Below are 21,110 nucleotides of genomic sequence, written 5' to 3' on the forward strand. Positions count from 1 at the left end.
AAGCACAAAAATCGCGAAAACCTCGGGCTGTCAATCTCACCGCATCTCTGGGTCGAGACAGCATAAACTCAGCAATCCTTTACATATATAGAGTTTTCTTTTTTGCAAATTTATTATTCACCGTTGTCCATCCGATTGATAGCGGGATGGATTGCATGTTGTAGTGAGCCGACAGATCAGGTTTTTCACGACCATAAAGAAGTCATGCAGACTCAGCCCCATAATGGTGCGCACGAAGACGCATCGTCGGCAAATTTCAGCAAGCGGCCCTTTGAAAAGCGGATTGGAGTCGGGATCAAACTAAGCTGTTCAAACAGTACTGTGATGAGCAGGCAAGGACGTTACTCGACGACCTTGGGAGATGGCTGCGGGGTCACCTATTGATCCTCCCGCTGCAGTCGGAAACGGCGAAGGCAATAAATTACTTCCTGAGCCGGTCGCAGGCACTCATCTATTACTGCGACGACGGCGTGGTACAGATCGACGATAACATCGTGGGTCGTGCTGCAAATGCGTTTGAGGTCACTATTAAGCACGCCAATATCACCAAAGTTCTCGTGACTGCTGTTCGCTACCGTACAGATACCATAGGGGGCTGAACACGAACTGCGGTTTTTCTCGAGGGGCTATTCACCTGCTGCTGAGCCACTTACTATGGATGAACAGTGCCATTAGTTAGCCGAACCAACAACGACGACGGAGGTAGCGATGAACAGGAGAGTGTTTGTACGGGCAGGCGCAGCACTAGTTGGCTCGGGTCTTGCGCTCACGGTGCCCCTAGGGGCGGTAAGGGACGCCATTGCTAACGAGTCCAACGATTCGAAGCGGCGGGCGATCGATGCAAAGGTCCATGGGACCTTGTCGAAGCTGTACGCGAACGTCAAGGGGTCCAGGGAATTGGTCGACAAGGCGAACGGTGTGCTCGTGTTCCCATCGGTGATCAAGGTCGGCTTCGTGGCCGGTGGCGAGTACGGCGAAGGCGCATTGCGCGTAGGTGGGAAGTCCGTTGGCTACTACAATACGGTATCGGGGTCATTTGGCCTGCAGGCGGGTGCTCAATCGAAGGCCATCATCTTCCTGTTCATGACCCATGATGCGCTCAACAGCTTTCGCCACTCCAAAGGCTGGTCGGTCGGTGGAGAAGGGTCAGTCGCGGTGTTGAAGGTCGGTGCGAACGGTTCAATCGATACGACAACGGCAACTTCACCAGTCAATGCGATCGTGCTGACCAATGCCGGTCTGATGGGAGATGTGTCGCTCTCGGGAACCAAGGTCTCGCGACTCAAAATTTGAGTGCGGCGATGGCCGCGTTCGTTTCGCGTAGCGTAACGGCTTTGCTTGGGACTCAAGCAAGCACGCTTTCGTGATCGCGCACGTTATTGAAGATGCGGGCGAGGCGCATGCCGTCGCCGCGCAGTTTGAAGGCCGCGTGCTTTTTCAACACTGACCGGTGGGTAAAGATGCGCGAGAGAAACGTGAAGGTCTATGCCGCGATTCGGAAGCCTTTTAGTACGCTGGCCCTTATGGGCATGGGGTTTGTGCGTGACGGATCGCAGATGGTAAAGCGTGGCGCGCGGAGCTTGGAGCAGGCGATTGCGTATAGTCGAGACGGCGACATCTGGCGCGTAACGCCGCTTGTGCGGCACTGGAAATAACAAAAAAGCGCTCGCGCCGGTCGTGCCGACTAACAAGAATTCGACACATGAGAGAGTTGGCTTTGTTGCCCGCGTTGGCGAGCGTAAATCTCGGCGCAATGAGCACGCCTGTTTCACAAGAGCAAAGGAACGGGTGCGACGCTCTGTTATATGGGTCATGTATTGACCGACAACCTGCACGGCCTGGTTGTCAACGTGCAGGTGACGCTGACCACGGGTACCGCCGCCGATTCAATGCGATTCGGCGTGACGTCGAAGGCATTTCGCAGAAAAGTCTGGTGCAGTGCCTCCGGCGACTTGAACGCAATGGCCTTGTGCGCTGGACAGTGTTGACCTTGGCCACGCTCGGTGTCGAATATGCGTTCACTGAACGGGGCCGGACGCTGGAACAGCCGGTCGGTGCCACTGTTCGAATGGACTACTAGTCATGCCGATGCCGTTCAGGCAGCCCACGCAACTTTCGAGGCGGCCGCGGAAGCCGATTAAGCTGGGCTTTTGTAGAACGATGGCATTCGGCAATGCATGCGTAGCATGGTCACGGATCGCCGACGCCCGAGGCCGCACGCCATAGGGCTGAACTCTCTCGTGTTGCAGTCACGAGTGTCAGTCCCAACGCAATGACATGAGCACATTCCTGCTCGGACCGGATGGTGGGTCGATTGCCGGGCAACAGATCGTAGTGGGCGGCGGTGGGTCGTTCTGAAGACCCGCGTGGACAGATGCGCTTCATAATGCTTGAACCGGCTTGCGCTGATAGCCCGAGGTCGCGAGAAGCAGGCTGCGCGTGTACTCATGCTCGACCTGTTGCGCGCGAATGGAAGCGACATCGCACTGCTCGACGATCTCGCCATTGCGCATGACCGCGACGCGCGAGCAGAGAAAGCCGACCACGGCCAGGTTGTGGCTCACGAGCATCATCGTCAGATTGCGTTCGCGATGAAGCCGTCGCAGCAGATTGAGAATCTCGGCCTGCACGGAAACATCGAGCGCGGACGTCGGCTCATCGAGCAGCAGCACGCGCGGTTCGAGAATCAGTGCTCGTGCGATTGCGACGCGCTGCCGCTGGCCTCCTGACAACTGATGCGGATAGCGGAAGCGATACGCCGGACTCAAGCCGACTTCGCGCAGCGCATCCACGATGCGTTCGTCCTGCCGGTCGATGCCGTTGATGGACAGCGGCTCGCGCAAGGTCTGATCGACCGTAAAGCGCGGGTGCAGCGAGCCGTATGGATCCTGAAAGACCATCTGCACGTCGCGTCGAAAGGAGCGGTTGATCTTCTCTCCAGGAACATGTGAGCCGACCTTCATATGACCGCCGGCGATGGGCGCAAGTCCGGTCAACGCACGCAGGATCGTCGACTTGCCGGAACCCGATTCGCCGACCAGCCCGAACACTTCGCCTGCGCCGACATGAAAGCTCGCCTCGCGTACTGCGTCAAAGTAACCGGTCTTGGTCCTGAAGCGGACCGTCAGGGCGTTGACGTCGATCATGCTGACGCTCCTGTCGATTGCGTGAGCCATGTTGCGTCTCGCTTCAGCACGGGCAGTTCATCGGGAGGATTGATGAGCGGTGGACTCGCCGCGAGCAGGCCGCGCGTATAAGGATGCTGGGCGTGAACGAGATCGCGGGCCGCACAGGTTTCCACCACGCGCCCCGCGTACATCACGACGACGCGGTCGCAGAACGACATCACGAGCGGCAAGTCATGGCTGATGAAAATGAGGCCCGTGTCGTGCTTTTCGATCATTTCGTCGAGAATTCCGAGCACCTGCATCGAGACGAGCACGTCGAGCGCGCTGGTCGGCTCGTCGGCGACGAGCAGTCGTGGGCCGGACGACACCATCATGGCGATCATCACGCGTTGTCCCATGCCGCCCGACAACTCGTGCGGGTAGGCATCGGCGACACGCTCCGGATTGCGGATGTGCACCGCCGCCAGCGCCGCGATGATCTTCTCGCGCATCTCGCGGCGGCCGAGCTTCGGGCCGTGCAGTTCGAACGCCTCGCGCATCTGCTGCGCGACGGTCATCACCGGGTTCAGTGAGTATTTTGGATCCTGGAGGATCATGCCCATTTGCTGGCCGCACAGTTGCCGGCGTTTGCGTGCCGACATCGCCAGCAGATCGTGACCATCGAACTTCATCGCCTTCGCATGGTATTGCGCGGCAGGCGGCAGCAGGCCGAGCAGCGCGCGCCCGGACAGCGATTTGCCAGAGCCGGATTCGCCGACGATGCCGAGCCGCTCGCCGCGATGGAGCGTCAGCGACAGGCCGCGTACGGCTTCCGTCAATTCGCCGTCGTGACCGCGAAAGCCGATTCGCAGGTCGTCGATTTCACACAGGGGCTGGGTCATATCGGCTGGCATGTCAGTTTCCATGGCGCGGATCGAAGACATCTCGTAGACCGTCGCCGAGCAGGTTGAAGGCGAGACTCACCAACAGAATGGCAACGCCCGGAATGGTGGCCACCCACCACGAATCGAGCAGCACATTGCGGCCCGACGCGACCATGTAACCCCACTCGGGGCTCGGCGGTTGCGCGCCGAGGCCGAGGAACCCAAGACCCGCGACGGTGAGGATGATGCCGGCCATATCGAGCGTCGCGCGCACGATCACCGACGACGAGCACAGCGGCACGATATAGCGCAAGAGAATGCGTATCTGCGACGCGCCCTGCAACCGCGCGACGTGAATGAAATCGGCTTGGACGAGCCGCAGGGTCTCCGCCCGCGCTAGACGTGCATAGGCCGGCCACGCCGTAATCGAAATCGCGATCACCGCGTTGATGACGCCCGGTCCCAGCGCGGCCGCGAAGGCGAGCGCCAGCACGATCTTCGGAAACGCGAGGGCCACGTCCGTGACCCGCATCAGCGCGTTATCGATCCAGCCGCCAAAGAAGCCGGCGGTGGTGCCGATCAGGAGGCCGACTGGAACCACGATCACCACGACCAGAATCGCGATCGAAAGCGTGAGCCGCGATCCATAGATCAGCCGGGAGAGGATGTCGCGGCCAAGCTGATCGGTGCCGAACCAGTGTGACGGCGAACCCGGCGGCAGAAGGCGGTCGGAGAGGACTTGCTGCAGTGGATCGTGCGGCGCGATCAGCGGTCCGATTGCCGCGACGACGATAAGCAAGGCGAGAATCACAAAGCCGAACACAGACAGCGGATTGCCCGCGAAGCGTCGCCAGCGCCGATAAGCGAGGCCGAGCGCGGCCTGTTTGCGTGAAGCAGGTGTGTCACTCAACAGCCAGTCTTTCCATCGTCGGGGCGGGGCATTCATCGGCCAGTCCTGCGTTTGCGTTGATTGATCGAGCGGGGGAAGCACGAAATAAACCGGCGGGGCATCAGCGGGCGCGCGGATCGAACACACGATAGAGCGCGTCGGTCAGCAGATTTAGCGCAATGAACGTGACGCCGATCACGAGTGTGCTGCCAAGTACGGCGTTCATATCGGCATTCAGCAGCGCGCCAGTCAGATACGAGCCGATACCGGGCCAGGCGAAGACGATTTCGGTCAGTACCGAACCTTCGAGCAGATAGCTGTACGTGAGTGCGATGATGGTCAAAAGCGGTACGGCGATATTGCCGAAGGCGTGACGCCAGATCACCCGGCGCTCGGGCAGACCTTTTGCGCGTGCCGTGGTGATGTACTCCTGGCTCAACTGTTCGAGCATGAACGAGCGCGTCATCCGGCTCAGATAAGCGACCGAGTAGTAGCCGAGAATGGACGCAGGCAGCGCGATATGGGAGAACGCATTGAAAAACACGTCCCATTCGCCGGCGATGAGTGAATCGACCATCAGGCTGCCCGTATGCGTATCGACCATACCGTCGAATACGGGATCGACGCGCCCCGGGCCGGCTACCCAGTGCAGCTTCGCATAGAACAACAGCAGTCCCATCAGTCCGAGCCAGAACACCGGCACCGAACTGCCAACGAGACCGATAAAACGTGCAACATGATCGATCCAGCGGTTGTGGCGCACGGCGGCGATCACGCCCAGCGGCACCCCGATCAGCACACCGATGATGGTCGATAGGGTCGCGAGTTCGAGCGTCGCGGGGAACACGCGCTGGATGTCTTCGATGACAGGGTGCGCCGTCAGCAGCGACATGCCGAAGTTGCCATGCAGCACATCGCGCACGTAGATCAGGAACTGCACGGTGAGCGGCTTGTCGAGCCCGAGCTGCAGGCGTGCCGCCGCGTAGGCCGCCGCCGAGGCGCGATCGCCGAGAATCGCCAGTACCGGGTCGATCGGTATCTTGCGGCCGATCACGAACGTGACGGCCAGCAAGCCGGTAAAGGTAATCACGAGCGTGAAGATCCAGCGCACGAGGCGCAAGGTCCAGCGCACGCTGGCGCTTTCAGTCGAAAGCGCGCGCATGCGTTCGAGAGTCGTGAGAGGAGTCGACATGATGGGTCCCCCGGCCGAAGGCGAAACCAGGACAGTTTCGCCTTCGCCGCATACGTTACTGCTTCTTCAGGTCGCGATACGACACGAGGTCGTTGATCGGACCCACTTCGAGCCCCGTCACGCCCGGCCGTGCGGCGACCTGAGAGACCTGTTGGAACATGATCACGAAGGGTGAGTTCGCAAGCATCTGCTTCTGCATCGTCTGGTACAGTTCGGCACGCCTCGCGGTCGACGATTCGGCGAGCGCCGCGTTAGTTTCCTTCGTCAGATCAGGAATATTCCACGAGTTGCGCCATGCGAGCATCTTGTACGCCGACTTGTCGGAGTTGTCCGGATTCCAGGTGAAGCCCTGCGCATTGCTGTGCGGGTCGATGTAGTCCGCCGACCATTCGCCGATATAGATGTCGTGCGAGCGCGAGCGGTACTTCGCGAGCGTCTGTTTGTTGTCCCCCGGGATGATCTGAACCTTGATGCCGCCTTGGGCGAGATTGGCCTGCACGGCCTCGGCGATTTCACCGTACGGGTAGCCGTTACGCACGTCCATCGTCACGGAGAAGCCATTCGGAAGTCCGGCTTTTGCCAGCAGCGCCTTGGCCTTTGCGACGTTCTGCTGGTAAGGATTCGTGTTCAGCACGCCGAGAAAGCCTTCCGGGAGGAAAGTTTCGTGCACCTTGTAGGTGGTCTTCGCGACATTGCTCTGAATGCCGTTATAGTCAATCAGCCACTTCATCGCTTCCTGGACTTCCGGTTTTGCCAGGTTCGGATTCTTGACGTTGAGGCCGAGGTATAGAAGTGTCGCCTGCGGCACGGCGGTCACATGGGCCTTGCCGGATTTCGTGAGCGCGGCGAGATCGTCCGGGCTCAGATTGCGCGCCACATCGACATCGCCGTTCTCAAGCAGCAGGCGCTGGCTCGATGCTTCCGGCACGTGACGCAACACAATGCGCTTCATCGCGAGCGGTAAGCGGTAGCCGTCGAAGCGCTGCAATACGATGCTGTCGTTGGCCGTCCACTTGACGAGCTTGTAGGCGCCGGATCCCGCCTCGTTCGTGCGCAGCCAGTCGTTGCCGAAGTCATTGCCTTTCTGATGCGAGAGCAGCAACTGCTTGTCCACCACCGATGCAGGCCACGCGCCAAGCACGTTCAGGACAAACGTCGGTGCGTATTTCTGGTCGGTCGTCACACTGACAGTTGTGTCGTCGATCTTTTTCACGTTGTTGAGCACGTTGTCCCTGGTCAAGCCGATACCTTGCAGCACGGCGGCCGCGCCTTTGTCGAGCAGGACCGTGCGCTGGATCGACCAGGCGATGTCGTCGGCGGTCAACGGATTGCCCGAGTGGAACTTGAGACCCGGACGGATCTTGAACGTGAAGGTCAGACCGTCGGGGCTGACGGTCCATGATTGTGCGACATCACCGTTGAACTTCGACGGGTCTTTCAGATCGACTCGCACCAGTCGGTCGTAGGTATTCGCCACATATTCTTCTGGCACCAGCTCGTATACTTCGCCGGGATCGAGCGTGGTGAATTCGTCGAGGAAAGTCGCCATGACGAACATGTCTTTCGGCGTCGCCGCTGCAGCGGAGCTGGCCGCTGTGAACGACAGGGTCAAGGCGGAGACGATCGCTGCCGCCGTCAATGCATTGCGCAGTACCAGTTTCATACTCGCTCCATAAGGGAATGGGTAGAGCCTGTCAGGGAACAACGGATGGGGAAATCGAAAGCCACTACATGAGGCGTAACGGGCCGCTTTCACTGTTGTCGATCAGAGGCAGCGCACGGGAGCCAGGCAGCTCGTAATGCCACCATTCGTTCTTGATGTGCGTGAAACCCGCGGCGTGCATGATGCCGAGCAGTAACAGGCGGTTGCTCTGCACGTGCTCGGGTAGGCCAGGATGGAAGTGCTCGGATTCGATTGTCATGGCGTCAAAGCCGGTGCCCATGTCGAGTTCGCTGCCGCTGGCATCGAGCAGCGTCAGGTCGATCGCCGTGCCGCGGCTATGGTTCGAACCACGGCCAAGCTCAGCGATGTAGGTGGGATCCGGCAGAAAATCCCACAGCACCTGCTGCGCCTGGGGCGGACGGTAGGCGTCGAAAATCCGCAGCGTCAGGCCGGCGTTGCGGGCAATCTTGACCGCCTTCCGCAAACCGGCTTCGGCTGGTTCGAGCAGCAGGCAGTGGGCCTCCTTGTAGATGGGCTTGCCGGTCAGGTTACGCTCGGTGGCATAGACGAGGTCAATGTCGACGCCGTGCGTGGCGGGCGTGATTTCGATGAGTCGCGGTTCTGTCATGGAGGGCGGTGGAATATCCAATGAAAGAGGGTTCAGCGATCGAACCGGTTAAATTCACCTTGCAGATTCGCAGCTATGCCCGCGTCAAAAGCCGGAGGGTGCGCGGATCCTGGCGCACCTCAATGGCCACGCTGATTTCAATGAGCGACGCATCTTTATGGGCGGGATTGAGAATGAAGCTAAAGGCAAAAGGCACCACGGCGCTGGGCACCTTGAGAATGGCAGAATTTGCATGCGCGAGCCATTCCGTTCCGGCGGCCTGGGTCCAGGCCTGGTCGTCGCGCCAATCGGGCGGAAAACCATCCTCTTCCATTTCGGCGATCGTCATGCCGTCGTCGACCTCAACCTTCAGCAGCTGGTAGGTATCGGGGAGATCCGCGGTACCGCCGATTTCCTGATGCACAAGCGTTTCCAGAAGGGCGCCAGCAGGATGCTCTGCCAGATAGACCACAGGTTGCCCTGCGAAATGCCATCTCCCGGGTGCACGGAGTCCGCCAATTCCTTTCAGATCGGCGAAGTTGCTGGTTCTCCATAAGACCATCAGGCGAAGTACCCTTCGTCGATCTGGATCAATGCATCCTCGACCAGACGCGCCCCATGTTCAGTGCTAGCCATCTCAAGCGCACTGCGGCCTGTGAAGCGCTTCTGCGGGTTTCGCAGCCAGTGCATCGCTTTTGCAGTGTTTCCGAAGACCGCTGTCGCCTGCGCCAGGATGCGCGCCAGACGGATGGCCCGGTCGGATTCCTCGGTTGAGAGACGTTCGTGCTGCTGACGCCTGTGAGTCAGGGTGCGTCGTGGAATGATGAATGCGAGTTCATCCGCCTTCAGTCCCTGCGCCGTCAAGCGGTCGATAACTTCAACGGCCAGCCGCTCGCTTGCGAGCTCGGCGAGATCGGTTTCGCTGCGAATGCGCGCGTCAAGCAGTTGCCCGAGCATCGTCAGTTGCGCCCGGCGCGGGTTTCCGGCTCCGGTAGGCACGAAGGCGATTGTGGTCATGGCAACTCCGTTTCGGCAAAATGCTCACTCATTATAGGCATTTTGCCGGAATCGCGCTTGGGCGATGGAGGCATCTGACTGATCGGTGCGGCCACCGGCGTGTCGTTGCCGTCGACATGCATAGTTTTATTCCCGCGCGTGGCCAATCGAAGTTTGGCTGGTAGGGCGTCGAGAACTGCGCCGTCATTTGTAGCCCGTTTGCCGGTTGGCTCCGCTACGTGAGGCCTGATCAATACCTGCCTCGCCTGTGACGGCCGACGTTCAGCCCGATGAAGTCCGCCTTGCCGCCGAAATCGACCGGCTGAAGGCCGAATTTCCGAAGACTCGCGAGCTGCACCGCGAGGTCTGCGCGCTGTTGTTCTTCCGCTTCGGCATCACGCCGACCGCGAACCGGCTGTATCAGCTGGTGAAGCGCGGCAGCATGAGCACGCCGACGCGGGTGCTCGGCGAGTTATGGATTGAGTTGCGCGCGAAGAGCCGCGTGCGGATCGACCAACCGGACCTGCGGGCCGCCGCCGGCGAACTGGTCGCGACGCTGTGGATGCGTTCGACCGCATCGGCGCAGGTGGCACTGGGACGAAAACGCCGCGCGCGACCTGGCACTGGTGCAGGCGAGTGTGGATTTCTCGGAGGAGATCGAGAAGCTGCGGGCCAGCGCCGGACTGGCCGAAGAGCGGCTACGGGCGACCGAGAAGCGGGCGCTGCTCGAGATCGAGCGTGAGCGGGCGCCTGCCACTAGTGCGATCTACTGTTCCCCGAGCCTCCACGGCTGGGACGTGTTGCACGCGCTGCGGAGCGGGTCTGAAAGAAATGCATCGCGTCGGCGGTTGAATGGAGTCCAGACCCGGATACAGATTGGTAGGCGAGGCCAGCCGGAAAGCACCGTTGCTCATTGTACCGGGGCGATGACTCCAGTCCCGTCACCTACGTTATCGTCGCCCGCCTCACTCCCCATCGACTTCCGTCTCGACGAGCGGCAACGCTCGCATTGCAATCTTCTCCGCTTCCGCGCGCTTGAGCCCGAGTGTCTGCAGAAGCGTTGCGGCAGTGCGCTCGGCGAAGTGCTCTCCGCTGAAACCAAGTTCTTCGAGCAGTTGCGCCGCCGGCGCGCCCGGTGAGACGAAATTCAGTCCGGCTGCAACTGCCGCGAGCACCGTGCCGCCCACCGAAAGAAAGCCGATGAAGGGGTCGGCAACCATGAAGCGCTTGGCGGCGATGCCATTTCCGATATCCCGCAGCAGCCGCTGACCCAGCCCGCGGCTCAGCATGCCCGCTGAAAACCCTTCCCGTATCAGGAAGCGCCCCCATACCGGATCGCGCCGCGCACGCATCAGGGTATGACGCACCGAGACGGCGATCACTTCTGCGGGGTCGGACAGGCCCGCCGCGAGGCGATCGAGCATGTCGGCGAATTCCTCGAACACGTTGTCCACAAGCGTCGTGTAGATGGCTTCCTTCGACTCGAAGTGGTTGTAGAACGAGCCGAAGCCGACGTCGGCGGCCTCAGTAATTTCGTTGATAGCTACGCCTTCCATGCCCTTTTCGGCCATCAGCGTCAAAGCAGCGTCGAGCAGGCGGGCGCGCGTCTCGCGCTTGCGACGGGCACCTCGCGGCTCGCGTTCTTCGGGAACGGCAACCGGGGAGACTGACGCCGCACGGGTAGGGCGCTTTGCTGTCGGGCGATTTGAAGTGTTCGGCATGATCGGTCCAGTTTTGGCCATACCGAAGTATAGATGCTATTGTCTATGTTGACAAAATAATCAATTATGACTTTAATGTCATTAACGGCCGACTAGCGCCGGTCTAGCAAACAACAGACGGAGTGACTGTGGAGACAGCAGCAAACGATGGTTTCGCGCCGTACAGCCGGGATGGCGAGGGTCGTGCGCCAATTGAGGCATTTCCGTCGGCCGTAGATGTTTTATTGGTGGGTTGCGGACCGGTGGGTGCCACCATTGCGAATCTGTTGGCACGACACGGTGTGAACGTGATCGTTGTCGACAGGTCGACTGAAGTATTCATGGCGCCCCGTGCGATCGCGCTCGATAACGAAGCGCTGCGCATCCTTCAGCTTGCCGGCGTTGCGGAGAGCGATTTCGAGACGATCGCCATACCGTACGTCCGCATGAGGTCGCCCATGCTGGGCCTGTTCGGCAGGGTGAATTCGCTGGGCTGCCTGGATGGTCATCCCAAGCTCGTCACCTTCTACCAGCCAGACCTGGAGCGGTGCCTGCGCGCCCGGCTCGCGACATACGACTGTGCGCACGTCGCGTTGGGGGTCGAGCTCAGGAGCTTCACAGAGGAGCGGGATCACGTGCTCGCATCTTTAGATCTTGGTCAGGGGCGCACTCATGTGGTCCGGGCCCGCTATCTGGTTGGCGCGGACGGGGCGAGTTCATTGGTACGCCAGCTCATCGGGCAGGAATTCAAGGGCAAGACGTTCGCCGAGGACTGGCTGATCGTCGATGCCCGCAATGTACCGCGTCCGATCGATCACATCGAGTTCATCTGCGATCACCGTCGACCGATCCCGCATATGGTCGCGCCTGGCGGCCGTGAACGCTGGGAATTCATGCTCCGGCCTGGCGAGCGTCGCGAGGACATGGAATCCGAGGCGCGTGTCCGGGCGTTGCTTTCCCCCTGGGGCAATGTCGATGACATGATCATCGAACGCAAGGCCGTATATCGCTTCCATGCGCGCGCTGTCGATGCATTCAGCAAGGGCCGGGTGTTCCTGGCGGGCGACGCGGCCCACATCACGCCCCCGTTCGTCGGGCAGGGGTTGGTCGCAGGTCTTCGGGACGCCGCCAACCTGTGCTGGAAGCTCGCATGGGTGGTGCAAGGACGTGCCGATGCAGGGATTCTCGATACCTATGACGAGGAGCGGCGCCCCCACGCAAAGGCGATGATCGACCTCGCGAAGTTTATGGGCAAGCTCGTCATGCCCCGGAGTGGGATCGTCGCCTTATTCACTCACGGGTTGATGCGTCTGTCGCGACTGGTACCGCGCCTGCGCGCCCAATTCGAGGAGCTGCAGATCAAGCCGAAGAATGCATTCCGCCGGGGGCTATTCGTCAAGGGTGGCTCGTCGACCAAGCTTGTTCGTGGCGCTGTTATCGCGCAGGGCTGGGTGCGAGGCTCGGACGGCGCCACGCGTCTGAGCGACGATGTGTTCGGCCAGGGCTTCACGCTGATCGGGTTTGGAGTAGATGCGGCGGCTGCGCTCGAGCACGCAACGGCCGCAGCGTTTGGGCGTGCCGGAGGGCGCGTTGTCCAGATTGCCCACCGGGGGCAACGGCTGCATCTTGCCCCGCGCGACAGCTGGGAAGACCTCGAAGGCGTATTTCTTCCCGGGCTGGTGCCCCTCGGGTGGGCTGCGGTAGTCCGGCCCGACAAGACGATCGTCCACGAGGGGCCGGCCACCGATGCAAACCGTATTGTGCGCGAGAGCCTTGCCTTGCTCGGTAATCCCTTGAGCGTGCCGACACCGGAAGTCGAGACCTCCATTCGAACCGCCTGATTTCTTATCCGTTATGAAACTGACCACTGCACAGCCGGCCCGTCACCCCACTCCCACGACGAAAGCGTCGGCACTAGGCTATCTGATATTCGATCGGCCAGACCTCGAGAAAGCCGAGCAGTTTCTCAATGATTTCGGGCTTCGAACTGTATCGCGCGATGGATCGCTCCTGCTGTTGCGGGGAACGGGTGCTTCGCATTTCTGCTATGTCGTCCGGAAGGCGCCGAAATCCCGGTTCGTTGGTTTTGGGCTAAAGGTCGATAACAGGGCCGATCTCGATGCACTTGCCAAGCTGCCTGGTGCCTCCGAGGCCGAACGGTCGCCCTTGCCCGGCGGCGGCTATATCGTACGGTTGACCGACCCTTCCGGCTTTCGCGTCGATGCAATATGGGGCCAGGCGCCAGCTTCGACGCTGTCGCACCGGCCGCCATTGCCGTTCAACTCCGTGGATGCGGCCGTCCGGATTAACGGGACGCAGCGACCGCCTGAGTGCTCGCCAGAAGTTATCCGGCTCGGGCATGTCGTGCTCGAACTCGCTGACTATCAGAAGACCTGCGCATGGTATACGCAGCATTTCGGCTTCATCCCGAGCGATGTGCAGGTGCTTCCCGAAGGCTCGCCCGTCGTCGCATTCATGCGGCTCGATCTTGGTGGCAAGCCGGCCGATCACCATACGCTCGCGCTTGCACAAGGCTTCCTGCCCACCTACAGCCATAGCGCCTACGAAGTCGTCGATGCAGACGCGGTCGGCATGGGCCAGCGCGTCTTGCGCGAGAAGGGCTGGACGCATGCGTGGGGAATCGGCCGGCATATTCTGGGCAGTCAGATCTTCGACTACTGGCAGGACCCTTGGGGCGACAAGCACGAGCACTACTGCGACGGCGATCTCTTTACTGCCGATGCGCCAACCGGTGTCCATGCCGTGAGCCGTGAGGCGATGGCGCAATGGGGCCCGACAATGCCGCGCAGTTTCACAAAACCCAAATTCACGCCTGCGAGCGTCGTGGCGCTCTTCAGGAACCTGCGCCGCAGCCCCGATCTGACGCTGAGCAAGCTGCGCTCGCTGGCAAAGCTTTTCGCCTGAACCAATCCCTTCCATAGAATCCGGAGATCTAAAAATGGCACTTCACGTTCTGCATTATTTGCATCAAGGCCGCGCCCAGTGGGGCGTGGTCACTAATGGCGCTATCACGCCGATTCCCGGCGAATTCAGGTCGACCGCCGAGTTTATCGAGGCCAATCCGGTTGAACGGCTGCTGGTGCTCGACGGTCGGACGATTCCCGAGTCGAAGGTCCAATGGTTGTCGCCCGTGACTGCCACCCAGCAGTTCATCTGCCAGGGCGCGAATTATCGCCAGCATATGATCGAGTCCGGCATGGACCCGGATGTGAAGAAATTCAACATGATCTTCACGAAGGCGACGAGCTGCATCGTTCCAGCCGACTCGGCCGTCGTGAAGCCAAATGAAGTCCGGTTCCTCGACTATGAGATCGAACTCGGTCTCGTCCTCAAACGCGACGTTACGTCCCGCGAGACCGTCACCGACGACAACCTGCATGAGTACATCGCCGGCGCCGTGATCGTGAACGACTACTCCGCGCGCGACATCCAGATTCCGCAGATGCAGTTCTACAAGGGCAAGAGCTATCGCACGTTTGGCCCTGTCGGCCCTTACCTTTGCCTGCTGGAGAAACAGGATATTCCAAAGCTGAATGAGCTTGTGCTGACGCTGACGGTAAACGGAACTGTCCGCCAGAATGACTCCACTGCGGGTCTCGTCTACGGCCCGGCAGAGACCTTGACGGAGCTTTCCGGCATACATGACCTGCGCGCTGGCGACCTGCTCGCGACCGGGACGCCGTCCGGCTGTGCGCTGAGCGTTCCGTCGCCCGAAAAGCAGCGCGTTGCGGCGCAGCTGCCTGAAGCGGAAAAATGGCGTCTCTTCCTGAAGATGCAGGAGGAGAGGCCACAGTACCTGCGGGTTGGTGACGTCGTGGAGGCGTATATCGCCAGCTCTGACCGCTCGATCAATCTGGGCGTACAGCGTAACGTCGTCGTGGAAGAGGCAGCATGACAGGCGTCGCAAACGTACACGATGTCCTTGCCATTGAAACGCGGAGGCAACCAGCGGATCTTCCGTCGAGTACCTACGAGATGATCTGTCGGGGCGCGGCCCTCAATCCGTCTGCGCCCGCACTTTCGTTCTTTGCAACGGCCGACGACTACAGGAATGCCGAGTGCTGGACGTATAGTGAACTGGTGCACGATGTCACGCGAACCGCCAACATGCTTGCACGCCTGGGAGTACAGCGCGACTCAGTTGTCGCATACGTCCTGCCCAACCTTCCTGAAACGCATTTTGTGATCTGGGGCGGGGAAGCTGCCGGAATCGTCTGCGCGATCAATCCGCTGCTTGAGAGCGAAGCCATCGGTGAATTGCTCAACGCTTCATGCGCGAGCGTGCTCGTAACCTTGGCGCCGTTCCCCGAAACTGACCTTTGGCAGAAGGTGCAAGCGGTACTGCACAAAGCCCCTTGCCTGCAGGAACTGGTGCTCGTGAATCTGGCCGACCGCATGCCGGGCGAAAAGCGATTCGCGGCCCGAATGCTGCAACATGGAGAGTGTTCAAGACTGCATGGTCCTGGCGGCGTTCACAGTGCCGTTCCTTCGCATGTTGGGATACACGATTTCAGCACCGCAATCGCGAGGGAGGACGGGGAGGCGCTCAGCAGCACGCGTCGAGTGAGCCTCGACGATGTATCGTCCTTCTTCTGCACAGGCGGCACCACGGGGCTGCCAAAGATTGCAATTCGCCGGCACGGCAACGAGGTGGCCAATGCGTGGAACGCAGGTCAATTCTTCGGCGAAAGCATCGGTCCGGGAAAAACGATTTTCTGCGGATTGCCGCTTTTCCACGTCAACGCCGTGATGGTGACAGGTCTGCTGGCGTTCTCGCGTGGTGCCCACGTCGTGCTCGGCACACCGCAAGGTTATCGGGGCGAAGGCGTCGTCAAGCGCTTCTGGGAAATCGTCGAGCATTACCGCATCAACTTCTTCAGCGGTGTCCCGACACTGTACGGCTCGCTGCTGGACGTTCCGGTTGGCGAACGGGATATCAGTTCGCTCGAGTATGGACTGTGCGGTGCCGCCCCCATGCCGGTCGAATTGCTTCGCACCTTCCAGGATCGCACAGGAATCAGAATCCTCGAGGGCTACGGCCTCACGGAAGGCACCTGCGTTAGCAGCGTGAACCCACCGCTTGGCGAGCGCAGGGTCGGTTCGATTGGTCTTCGTCTGCCCGGTCAGGCCATGAAAGCCGTGGTGATCGATGAGAGCGGCCGGTATGTACGGGATTGCGTTGCGGATGAGGTCGGCCAGCTGGTTATCTCCGGACCGAACGTGTTCGCTGGCTATACCCGGCCGGGGCAGAACAGTGGCATCTGGATGGAGACTGGTGAGGGCGGCCGCTGGCTCATTACCGGCGATCTGGGACGCTGCGACGCCGACGGCTACTTCTGGCTCACCGGCCGGAAGAAGGAGCTGATTATCCGGGGCGGACACAACATCGACCCCGCGGCAATCGAAGAACCATTGCATCGCCATCCCGCAGTACAGATCGCCGCAGCCGTAGGCCGTCCCGATATGCACGCGGGCGAGTTGCCGGTTGCCTATGTCCAGCTGAAGCCGGGCACAATGGCAACCGAAGCGGAATTGGCCGAGTTTCTGCGTCACGAGATCAACGAACGCGCCGCGTTGCCAAAGGGGATACGAATCGTGGATGCGATGCCGCTGACGGGCGTCGGCAAGATCTTCAAGCCGGCGCTGAAACGGCGCGAAACGGCAGACGCCCTGGAGTCAGCCCTCGTAGAAGCTGGCGTCGAGGATGCAACCGTTAGCCTCATTGATGACACCTCGCGCGGAATTTCACTTCACGTCGAACTTGGCGACCCCGCGTTCGAAGCATTGGCGACTTCCGCGCTCGGACGCTTTCCGTTCGCATTTTCGATCTCGGCCGACGGGAGACAGCCAAAGGCGGAGCAGGCGACGGGGACGGACCCGGCAGCGACAGATGCGCAGGGCAGCCCAACGTGAGACGAGCCACGACATCAAAGGGACGCGTTCGGTCATGCGCCCGGATTAAAGGTTAGTCAGGCTTACGCGACGCGATGACACGATTCAAATGCTTGCCGGTGCCTATAAATCAGGAACCCTAATTGTGTGGAAGGAAAGTATGGGCGTTACATCAAAAAGGTCTTTGCGTTCGCAGGTTGAAAAATGGCTCGGGCCGACTTCTTCGACGCCGGTTCGGGTTACCCGATTCAGCCGTGCACGTTCGAATCAGAGACCGTGCGTGCGCATCGAGCTACTGCTGCCGACAGGCCCGCTTGGATTCTTCTTCTTCCGGCACCGCGACGGCACGTGGTGCGTGTTCCCACCTGAGACGGAACGCGTGGCCATGCACGCTTACCAGGGTGCAGGGCGATCGGAGTGTGTGGCATGTCTAGCTGTACCAAAGGAATAAAGCAATCAATTAAGCAGAGTCAGCCGCAACACCAATGATTCATAAAAATTTCCAGACATAGCGACAGGAGAGAGACATGAGGAATTACAAACGCGTAATCAGTTCGATCGGTATGGCGGCTTGCATCTGCTCGGCCGCGGTTATCGACGATGCCCATGCGCAGTCTGCCGGAAGCATAACGCTGTCGACAGGATGGCTTCACATTGCACCACAGGGCGACGCAACGCCACTGACCGTGGAAAGCATTGGCGGCGTAGCGGTGAATCAGCAGCTATCTGGTAGCGGAGCGCATGCCAGCTCGACGGATACGGTGGGAATTACCACCGAGTACTACATCACGGACAACATTGGTGTCGCCATGCTTTTCGGATTACCGATGAAAGTGGATCTGGTTGGCGACGGGACGCTACAGAAGTACGGCAACCTCGGCACGACAAAGCCGATGCCGCCCGCCATCGAAGTTCGATACCACCTGTTTTCAGCCGAATCAAAATTCCGTCCGTTCATAGGGCTCGGCGTGAACTATACGTGGTTCACCCAGGTTCGGACAACCAATAGCCAGTTTGTCACTGATAGCCTTGGCCCAGGCGGCTCGGCACGTGCGACACTCAGTTCATCATGGAATCCTGTATTCGAGGTCGGGGCAAATTACGCGATTACAAAACACTGGTCGGTCGGAACCTCTCTCGGCTACGTTCCGGTGAAGACCCACCTTACGTTATACGGGCAGACCGCAACGGGAACGCAGATCGTTTCCAGATCGACGCTCCGGCTCAATCCACTTAACGTCTTCCTGAGCGTCGCCTATACGTTCTAGCGTGCACAGGTCGTCGATGCGCCAATCGCGGGTTTGAACGTCATTGAAGGGTCGGGTGCTGCCATTTGAGGTACGGGAGCATCGGCCGAACGGTGATTGGGAGCACTCGGACAATAGGTGCCGTTCGCGCAACACAGAAGGCCGTCATTCCAACGACCGCGTAGCCATTGATTGGGCGCTTGGCTCTGCCGTGGCTTTCTGCTATACAACTAGACGTCGTCACGCAGGAGGTGCCAATGCCGCTCATTGTCCGATCTGCAAACGCTGTCTCACCGAGGCCGCAAACTCTCGAGGTCAATATTTTGTGAGCGCGAGAATGGGCGCCTGCACGCGAAGCCATTCCTGGCGACGTGGCCACCCTTTGCAGGTCGACGGTACAGCGCAAATGGGCCACTTTGCAAGGAACGAGCCTCATCCTGAGTTCAGGGAATACGGCTTGCTCGCATCAAATCATCCAATGATACCGGAGACCGACATGGACACGGCGCATATGGATATGCCTGGCATGACTCACGATGACAGCACGATGCCTAAAAAAACTGAGCAACAAATGCCTTAAAGTTTGCCAGCGCCAGACGGCCGATGCTCTGCGCGCTCGGCAACATCCTTGCCCGCACTCGCCACGTCAAGTACAGAGGGCCGCTGTCCGTGGTTTGCTATGCACTGTCCGCGTCACAATCCTGGGCCATCTTTGTCGTCGGCCCCGGCCACACAAGTCTGGTTGCGTCCTCGCCGCTTTGCCGCATATAGCGCTCTATCCGCGGTTGCAACCAGGTTAAGGCTGTCTCCGCCACTGTCCACTTGTTGCGCCGCCACTCCGCAACTGACAGTGACAATACCAGCGGCGGAAGCGCCATGTGGAATCTGGAGACTTTCAACGGCCTGCCGGATGCGCTCGGAAACTACGCGCGCTCCGTCCGGGTCGGTTTCCTTCAGAATCAATGCAAACTCATCCCCACCGTAGCGCGCGACTGTGTCTCCAGGACGTTTCGCCGAGGATGCAATAGCTTGTGCTATTGCGCGCACACATTCATCGCCAGCCTGATGACCGTATCGGTCGTTGTAGCTCTTGTATCCGTCGATATCGACCATGACAATCGCGACAAAACTGCGGCCTTCTTTCCAGAACTCCGGCTGCGATTGAAGTGCCAGTTCGCGGTCGAAGTACCGACGGTTAAAAACGCCGGTCAGTCCGTCCCGGAAGGCAAACGCATGCAGTTGACTTCGCTCATCTGCGAGGCGTTCCTCTGCCGCCCGGCGCTCCGTAATGTCGTGCGCTGTCGCCGTGAGCTCCTGAGGGCTTGCCGCGAAACCTTTCGATGACATGGCGAAGGTGCATTCCATCCACAGCACCTGGCCATCTATGCGCTGGAAGCGAATCACTTGGGAAGCCTCGGCCGCACCCATCGCCATGCTCCTAATTGTCGCAGCGAGGGCATCGCGGTCGTCGGACAGAACCAGGTCCGGGAGGTGCAAACCAACAAGGTTTTCAGGGGCAATTCCTATCACCGCCGTAGCGCGTGGTGAAACGTAGGTGAGCCTGCCATCGGGCGCCATGCTCATGACGATATCGGTCGCGTTCTCTGCCACTATCCGATATCGCTGCTCGAGGTCACGGAACATTGCAAGGAGGCGGCTACGCCCCGTCTGCGTGGCGCTGATAGGTAAGGCAATGCCCATTGCCGCGACGAGAAAAAGTTGGACCGCAAAGACGCGGCTGTGCATGTTCCCATAGGGAAAGGTCCATAGCGGTCCCGACCCGCTAACAGTGAACGACACCGCAATCCCCAGGCACAGGAGCAACCCGACCATCAAGCCTGCCATGTCTGCCTGAAACGCCAGTAACACGATGGGCAGAAGCGCCCAGTACAAATGCGGAAAGTGATTTTGCCCGAATACGCCGGTCGTGATGACGCAAACCAGGAGCAGGAGGCACCCCGTCCTTCGCCGACGCTCGACACGCAGCAGTTGGGTCACCTCCCCGGTCCAGAAGACGATGGCGGCGGGCGTCAATATGGCGAGGCTCAAGGCATCCGAGAGGAACCAGTTGCAAAAGTTTTGCAGCAGATGGCCGACCAGCTGTTCGTGCAGCATGGACGTCACAAGCAGCCCGGACACAGCCGGCGCGAGCAACACTGCACCGGCCATGAATTTCACGAGAGGCTTTGGACGAAGCAGTTCGGCGACCGTTGAGATAGGCGGGGCGAATGCCAACGCCACCAGCACCTCGAGGAGGTTGGCGCACAAATATGAGACGGACACGAATAGACGTTCACCAACCAGAAGGCCGGCGCTTAGATAGCCCAGTAAGCCCCCGGCAAATGCCCAGCATCGCTGTCTGTGCGGTGCCACTAATATTTGCGCAAGGAGGGCGGCATTGGTCAACCAGATTGGACCGATTTCTCCAGCTGTTGCCTTGAGCGCCCTGCTGACCAGGCTCGTCGCCGTCGTCACCGCCAATGCGAGCACCATGGCCCGGACAGCGTTGTCCCAGCCTGGTGGCAGCATTGTTTCGACCAGTGTGCTCGACCGGGTAGGCGGCTTCTCGGATGGCTGTCCCAATTGTCTTCTCTCAGGTTCTTGTTATTGCGAACTCGGGCGGACGCCTCCTTGAATCGCGCCGTTCTTTCAGGCTATTGTGAACGAAGCACCGACATGCAACTACAAGTCGACCTCAAGTTGTCCGCGGCCACCACTAATGCGAAGTTTCCATCAATTCAGTGCTTACCATTGATTCCGTATCGGCGGAAACCTGTTCGGGAAACTTCCACGTTTACCCGCAGTCACTGCTTTCGGTTCAACACAGGAATTGCGCCTTGACAGCGTATGCTCACGCGTAACCTCACACCCAACGGCTTGCCCGGATACTGAGCGGAGTACCCCAAGCATGC

Annotated in this window: 18 protein-coding genes and 2 pseudogenes; 10 read left to right on the forward strand and 10 right to left on the reverse strand. The window is 60.0% G+C overall.

Translation table 11 applies throughout. The features are described 5' to 3' along the window. Positions 1 to 305: 305 nt before the first annotated feature. The 4 genes and pseudogenes from P0D73_RS41695 to P0D73_RS41710 all read left to right on the forward strand — a co-directional run bounded on the left by P0D73_RS41695 (position 306) and on the right by P0D73_RS41710 (position 2,080). On the forward strand, positions 306 to 599 hold the full coding sequence (locus P0D73_RS41695; RefSeq protein ID WP_408316268.1) for an IS66 family transposase: 294 nt from the start codon (positions 306 to 308) through the stop codon (positions 597 to 599). A gap of 109 nt (positions 600 to 708) precedes the next feature. Then, positions 709 to 1,293, forward strand: coding sequence for a BPSL1445 family SYLF domain-containing lipoprotein (locus tag P0D73_RS41700; protein ID WP_408316130.1), 585 nt, complete (start codon positions 709 to 711; stop codon positions 1,291 to 1,293). Positions 1,294 to 1,757: 464 nt separating this feature from the next. After that, positions 1,758 to 1,910: pseudogene (locus P0D73_RS41705) on the forward strand (IS5/IS1182 family transposase); the annotation flags it as partial. Between the two features lie 23 nt (positions 1,911 to 1,933). After that, a complete protein-coding gene (locus P0D73_RS41710) occupies positions 1,934 to 2,080 on the forward strand; it encodes a winged helix-turn-helix transcriptional regulator (RefSeq protein WP_408316266.1) in 147 nt (48 codons plus the stop codon). Between the two features lie 301 nt (positions 2,081 to 2,381). On the opposite strand, the gene P0D73_RS41715 is transcribed toward P0D73_RS41710, so the two are convergent. The 8 genes from P0D73_RS41715 to P0D73_RS41750 form a co-directional block, all read right to left on the reverse strand. Continuing rightward, positions 2,382 to 3,146: an ABC transporter ATP-binding protein gene (locus P0D73_RS41715; RefSeq protein ID WP_408435671.1), complete on the reverse strand. Its 765-nt coding sequence runs from the start codon at positions 3,144 to 3,146 to the stop codon at positions 2,382 to 2,384. Beyond that, on the reverse strand, positions 3,143 to 4,021 hold the full coding sequence (locus tag P0D73_RS41720; RefSeq protein WP_408316126.1) for an ABC transporter ATP-binding protein: 879 nt from the start codon (positions 4,019 to 4,021) through the stop codon (positions 3,143 to 3,145). Before P0D73_RS41720 ends, P0D73_RS41715 begins: the two co-directional genes overlap by 4 nt. A 1-nt stretch (position 4,022) precedes the next feature. Next, positions 4,023 to 4,937: a nickel transporter permease gene (nikC, locus tag P0D73_RS41725; protein WP_408178699.1), complete on the reverse strand. Its 915-nt coding sequence runs from the start codon at positions 4,935 to 4,937 to the stop codon at positions 4,023 to 4,025. Positions 4,938 to 5,001: 64 nt separating this feature from the next. Then, positions 5,002 to 6,072 (reverse strand): ABC transporter permease, encoded by a 1,071-nt coding sequence (locus P0D73_RS41730; protein WP_408316124.1) that lies wholly within the window; start codon positions 6,070 to 6,072, stop codon positions 5,002 to 5,004. Positions 6,073 to 6,127: 55 nt separating this feature from the next. Further along, complete coding sequence (locus P0D73_RS41735) at positions 6,128 to 7,735, reverse strand: ABC transporter substrate-binding protein (protein ID WP_408316122.1); 1,608 nt, start codon at positions 7,733 to 7,735, stop codon at positions 6,128 to 6,130. A gap of 64 nt (positions 7,736 to 7,799) precedes the next feature. After that, entirely contained in the window at positions 7,800 to 8,363 is a 564-nt protein-coding gene (gene ddpX, locus P0D73_RS41740) for a D-alanyl-D-alanine dipeptidase (protein ID WP_408316264.1), read from the reverse strand. A gap of 73 nt (positions 8,364 to 8,436) precedes the next feature. Further along, on the reverse strand, positions 8,437 to 8,907 hold the full coding sequence (locus P0D73_RS41745) for an RES family NAD+ phosphorylase (RefSeq protein WP_408316262.1): 471 nt from the start codon (positions 8,905 to 8,907) through the stop codon (positions 8,437 to 8,439). Continuing rightward, on the reverse strand, positions 8,904 to 9,359 hold the full coding sequence (locus tag P0D73_RS41750) for an Xre family toxin-antitoxin system antitoxin (protein WP_408316120.1): 456 nt from the start codon (positions 9,357 to 9,359) through the stop codon (positions 8,904 to 8,906). The genes P0D73_RS41745 and P0D73_RS41750 overlap by 4 nt, the downstream gene beginning before the upstream one ends. Positions 9,360 to 9,606: 247 nt before the next feature. On the opposite strand from P0D73_RS41750, the pseudogene P0D73_RS41755 reads away from it, so the two are divergent. Beyond that, positions 9,607 to 10,093 (forward strand): annotated as a pseudogene (locus P0D73_RS41755) (DNA-binding protein); the annotation flags it as partial. 210 nt (positions 10,094 to 10,303) lie between these two features. Here P0D73_RS41755 and P0D73_RS41760 read toward each other — a convergent pair. Further along, positions 10,304 to 11,059 carry a TetR/AcrR family transcriptional regulator gene (locus P0D73_RS41760; protein ID WP_408316119.1) on the reverse strand — a complete coding sequence of 252 codons (756 nt, stop codon included), beginning with the start codon at positions 11,057 to 11,059 and terminating at the stop codon, positions 10,304 to 10,306. Between the two features lie 191 nt (positions 11,060 to 11,250). On the opposite strand from P0D73_RS41760, the gene P0D73_RS41765 reads away from it, so the two are divergent. The 5 genes from P0D73_RS41765 to P0D73_RS41785 all read left to right on the forward strand — a co-directional run bounded on the left by P0D73_RS41765 (position 11,251) and on the right by P0D73_RS41785 (position 18,219). Beyond that, on the forward strand, positions 11,251 to 12,879 hold the full coding sequence (locus tag P0D73_RS41765; RefSeq protein ID WP_408316260.1) for a bifunctional 3-(3-hydroxy-phenyl)propionate/3-hydroxycinnamic acid hydroxylase: 1,629 nt from the start codon (positions 11,251 to 11,253) through the stop codon (positions 12,877 to 12,879). 13 nt (positions 12,880 to 12,892) lie between these two features. Next, complete coding sequence (locus P0D73_RS41770; protein ID WP_408316117.1) at positions 12,893 to 13,963, forward strand: VOC family protein; 1,071 nt, start codon at positions 12,893 to 12,895, stop codon at positions 13,961 to 13,963. Between the two features lie 34 nt (positions 13,964 to 13,997). Next, the gene (locus tag P0D73_RS41775; protein ID WP_408435673.1) at positions 13,998 to 14,954 is read left to right on the forward strand and encodes a fumarylacetoacetate hydrolase family protein; all 957 of its coding nucleotides are present in this window, start codon (positions 13,998 to 14,000) and stop codon (positions 14,952 to 14,954) included. Continuing rightward, on the forward strand, positions 14,951 to 16,972 hold the full coding sequence (locus P0D73_RS41780; RefSeq protein ID WP_408316113.1) for an acyl-CoA synthetase: 2,022 nt from the start codon (positions 14,951 to 14,953) through the stop codon (positions 16,970 to 16,972). The genes P0D73_RS41775 and P0D73_RS41780 overlap by 4 nt, the downstream gene beginning before the upstream one ends. A gap of 506 nt (positions 16,973 to 17,478) precedes the next feature. Continuing rightward, complete coding sequence (locus tag P0D73_RS41785; RefSeq protein ID WP_408435675.1) at positions 17,479 to 18,219, forward strand: OmpW/AlkL family protein; 741 nt, start codon at positions 17,479 to 17,481, stop codon at positions 18,217 to 18,219. Between the two features lie 672 nt (positions 18,220 to 18,891). On the opposite strand, the gene P0D73_RS41790 is transcribed toward P0D73_RS41785, so the two are convergent. Further along, entirely contained in the window at positions 18,892 to 20,727 is a 1,836-nt protein-coding gene (locus P0D73_RS41790; protein ID WP_408316109.1) for a bifunctional diguanylate cyclase/phosphodiesterase, read from the reverse strand. Positions 20,728 to 21,110 lie beyond the last annotated feature (383 nt).

Source organism: Paraburkholderia sp. RL18-101-BIB-B (genome assembly GCF_046026985.1).
Classification (GTDB): Bacteria; Pseudomonadota; Gammaproteobacteria; order Burkholderiales; family Burkholderiaceae; genus Paraburkholderia.